Source organism: Phormidium sp. FACHB-1136 (assembly GCF_014697375.1).
Classification (GTDB): Bacteria; Cyanobacteriota; Cyanobacteriia; order Phormidesmidales; family Phormidesmidaceae; genus Nodosilinea.
On the sequence record NZ_JACJRS010000201.1, the window covers coordinates 1 to 3,321 of the forward strand.

3 protein-coding genes are annotated in these 3,321 nt (G+C 44.3%); 1 reads left to right on the plus strand and 2 read right to left on the minus strand.

Annotated features, from left to right (window positions below; all coding sequences use genetic code 11):
- Positions 1-184, plus strand: a 184-nt coding sequence (locus tag H6G62_RS26390; RefSeq protein WP_190492888.1) for a hypothetical protein, incomplete at its 5' end; no start/stop codon positions are given.
- Positions 185-206: 22 nt separating this feature from the next.
- Here H6G62_RS26390 and H6G62_RS26395 read toward each other — a convergent pair.
- Both H6G62_RS26395 and H6G62_RS26400 read right to left on the minus strand, forming a co-directional pair.
- On the minus strand, positions 207-482 hold the full coding sequence (locus H6G62_RS26395) for a hypothetical protein (RefSeq protein ID WP_190500732.1): 276 nt from the start codon (positions 480-482) through the stop codon (positions 207-209).
- A gap of 49 nt (positions 483-531) precedes the next feature.
- The gene (locus tag H6G62_RS26400; protein ID WP_190500733.1) at positions 532-3,210 is read right to left on the minus strand and encodes a tetratricopeptide repeat protein; all 2,679 of its coding nucleotides are present in this window, start codon (positions 3,208-3,210) and stop codon (positions 532-534) included.
- Between the last annotated feature and the right edge of the window lie 111 nt (positions 3,211-3,321).

Sequence of the window (3,321 nt, forward strand, 5' to 3'; positions counted from 1 at the left end):
CCTCCGCTGGCTCAAGGGTGCCGTCAACAAAGGGCGTCCGTTGCTCCAACCCATCCCCCTGCTCACCGTTGACCCTGAACCCTGCTTTGCCTCTAAAAACGCCGAAGACCAGTACTATGACCGCATCTGGTTCTCTAGGATCCAGTCCATACGATGTCAATTGCCCCCCTGGGAGGCGGCATAAAGATGTGTCAGGCAGTCAGGGATCATAGTTCTAGACCTTGTTGCTGATATTTATTGATCAAAAGTCGTTGATAGGTACTGGCTGGTTCAGGTGGAGTTACATCTAGTGGAGTTACATCTAGGTGATCGACCGACTCAAACCATCGTGACCATGTTTTTATCAGCACCTCATCAGGCTGACTATTAGCAATTTCAGCTCGATGTTTGTGAATAACAAAATCGATGAAGTCACTCACTTCTTGCAAAAGTCGCTCGGAGAGTTGCTGTAGTTTGGCAATGGTAGTGTGACGAATATTCATAAGAACCACTTTTTAATTTCCCAAGTACAAATAATTGATGGGATTTGTCTTAAATTTTGCATTCATCAAGTCTCTTTATGAGAGCATTAATAAAAGTCGAAACCACAGTGTTTGGATCATAGCCTTCTGTCTTCATCCAAAAAGGCTCCTGATGAATTAGTTCATCTTCTCTCAAGAAGAAGTTCATATCTATTGGGAAACAACCTTCTGGAGCATTAAGACTGAAATTGAGGTTGTGGAATGTTTTCCATGCAAAAGCTCCTCCAAATAATCCGGCTTTACCTCGCCAGCCAACGCTTTCAACAAATTGATTAATATCACGACTCACCCTGAGAAACATATTTCTTTGAGAGGTAAAGCCGAAGCGGTTGCCGCTATACTTTTGCCAAAGTTGATCAATGAGGATAATGTAGTCACAAGGAATCTTTTCTAAAGATTCAGGCAACATTATTCCTAAAACAGAATTACTCTCATAATCAGATAGCAGGTGTAATTTTGCCCATGTCAATTCATTAGCTAAAGACCAATCCCCAGATTTCAAGGCAGACTCCAGATCATCAACTGAAAGCTGTTCCAACGACGCTCGATAATCAGTATTGTCAGGCTCAAGATTAACAGCATCTTTAAAAGCTGCGATTGATTCTACCCATTTGCCTTGTTTATACAAATCCCATCCTAAGGAATAGTAAACACCTGCATGATCAGGATTATTAGGATCAATAGAAATAGCTTTACGGCATTGTTGAATCGCTTCTTCTGACTTGCCTTGATCAGACAAAATTACCCCTAAAACAGCGTAAGCATGTGCAAAATTAGGATCAATAGAAATAGCTTTACGACATTGCTGGATTGCTTCTTCTGCCTTGCCTCGGCTGAACAAAGTCATCCCTAAAACAACATAAGCATCCGTAAAATTAGGATCAATCGAAATAGCTTTGTGATACTCTTTAATTGCTTCTTCTAGCTCACCTTGATCAGAGAATTCAAGCCCGTAATTATACCGAGCCACCGCACTCTCTCGCACAGCTTGTTTGAGGGTAATTAATGGTTGCTCAATCTTCGTGACATCCTGACGCTTCAGTCCCAATTGTTGTTGAAGGGTTTTAAGCCCTTCTATAACAAACTGATTCAGCGGATATTCAGCTTGAACTGCTTTCGTAAACTCCTGCTCATAGCGCCGAAGTTTATTCTCATATTCTGCTTTTTCCTGTTCCTGCCGCTGTCGCTCAGCTTCCTGTCTTAGTTTTTCTTGTTCCGCTTTTCGGCGTTCTTCCAATTCCCTTTGTCGCTGTTGCTCAGCTTGTTCCTGCTGCTTAAGCTTTTCCCTATATTTCGTCTCTATTGGTTCACGAATGGGTTGTTCAATTAGGATAATATCTTCATTCTTTAATCCCAATTGTTGCTGAAAAGTCTTTAACCCATCTAAAACAAACTGGCTCAAGGGATATTCAGCTTGAATCGCTTTCGTAAACTCCTGCTCATAGCGCCGAAGTTTATTCTCGTACTCTGCTTTCTCCTGCTGTTTTTGCTGTTGTTCAGCTTCTTTTCTCAGTTTCTCCTGATATCTGAGTTCTGCTTGTTGAATCAGGGGTTTCTCAACACGAATAATATCTTCATCTCTCAGACCTAAAGACTTTTGCAAGCGCTCTAACTCTTGCCGAATATGCTGATTGAAGGGAAACTCCTGTTGAATAGCCGTGGTCAACGCTTGCTCATACTGAGCTAGTTTTTGTTGATAGGCTTCTGATTGTCGAGCAAACTGCGCTTCAACCTCTTGTTGAATGGATAAAACATCCTCATCTCTTAAACCAAGCATCTGCTGAAGCATATTCAAGTCTTCACAGGCAGACTCGCTCAGCGGATATTCATGTTCTGCTTCCGCAACCAACGTTTCTCGATACTGTTGCAAATTTGCCAGTCGCTCCTGATAAGGACGCAATATCTCAGTTTCAATTTCAGTCGCTTCTTCAATCGTCAGCCCTAACTGCTGCCTTAACGTATTCAAAACCGCTCGTCCTGCGGGTCGAATCGTGCCTGCATTGGCATATCGAGAAGCCATCTTCCGATAGTTGAGTTTGGGATCCGTTACTCGCGCCTTAGCCAGAACAATCTCAAACCCCTTATCTTTCAGCACAATGATCTTGGGGGTCATCTTCGGAGCCGTTTCTTGTACTTTGCTGGCCGCATACTCGTGCAGTTCCAGCATCGAAACAAACCCATCACTATTAATGTCACCCGCCCCAGTTTCAATACCTTCCACCAGGTAGCGCGTGTAAATCGACAGATCCGATCCCTGCTGCTCAAAGGAGTATTGAGTCGAACTGGAGGAGGTGAGTACCACTCGTCCTTCTGCACCCAATTGCGATTGCAAATCTACAGAACCATCATCCTTTGCCTGCAATGCGGGATCAAAGGCTCCGCTAAAGCAACAATCTAGGATGATCGCTTGTCGTTTGGCACGACTATTATTCATAATGTCGTGAACAAAGCTGGTGGGGACAGCCGTTGACCGAATTAAATCGCCCTTGGCATTTTTTCGTGTAATTCGGCTGGCAAAATACAGTCTGCCCGCATCATCCTTAATTCCATGCCCAGAAAAGAACAGTAGGATCAGGTCGTCCCTCGTGCGACCATCAAACCTGACTGCCTGACAGAAGTGGGTGAAAGGCTTGAAACCTCGTGCTGCGAGGGGGAAAAGGTGAGGTGACATGAGACGCTGGAATTGCATATCCCAGGGTCTTTGCCATGCCAGCCACCACCTGTCTCTATGATCAAGTGCTGTCCTTGCTGCGTCAATATAGCCATCGTCGGGATCTGCGACACCTCAAGGCCTTGGCGT

What these genes read in the sequence shown, in the direction of transcription:
- H6G62_RS26395 (WP_190500732.1), bottom strand. Translation starts at nt 482, where the DNA reads ATGAATATTCGTCACACTACCATTGCCAAACTACAGCAACTCTCCGAG.
- H6G62_RS26400 (WP_190500733.1), bottom strand. Translation starts at nt 3,210, where the DNA reads ATGCAATTCCAGCGTCTCATGTCACCTCACCTTTTCCCCCTCGCAGCA.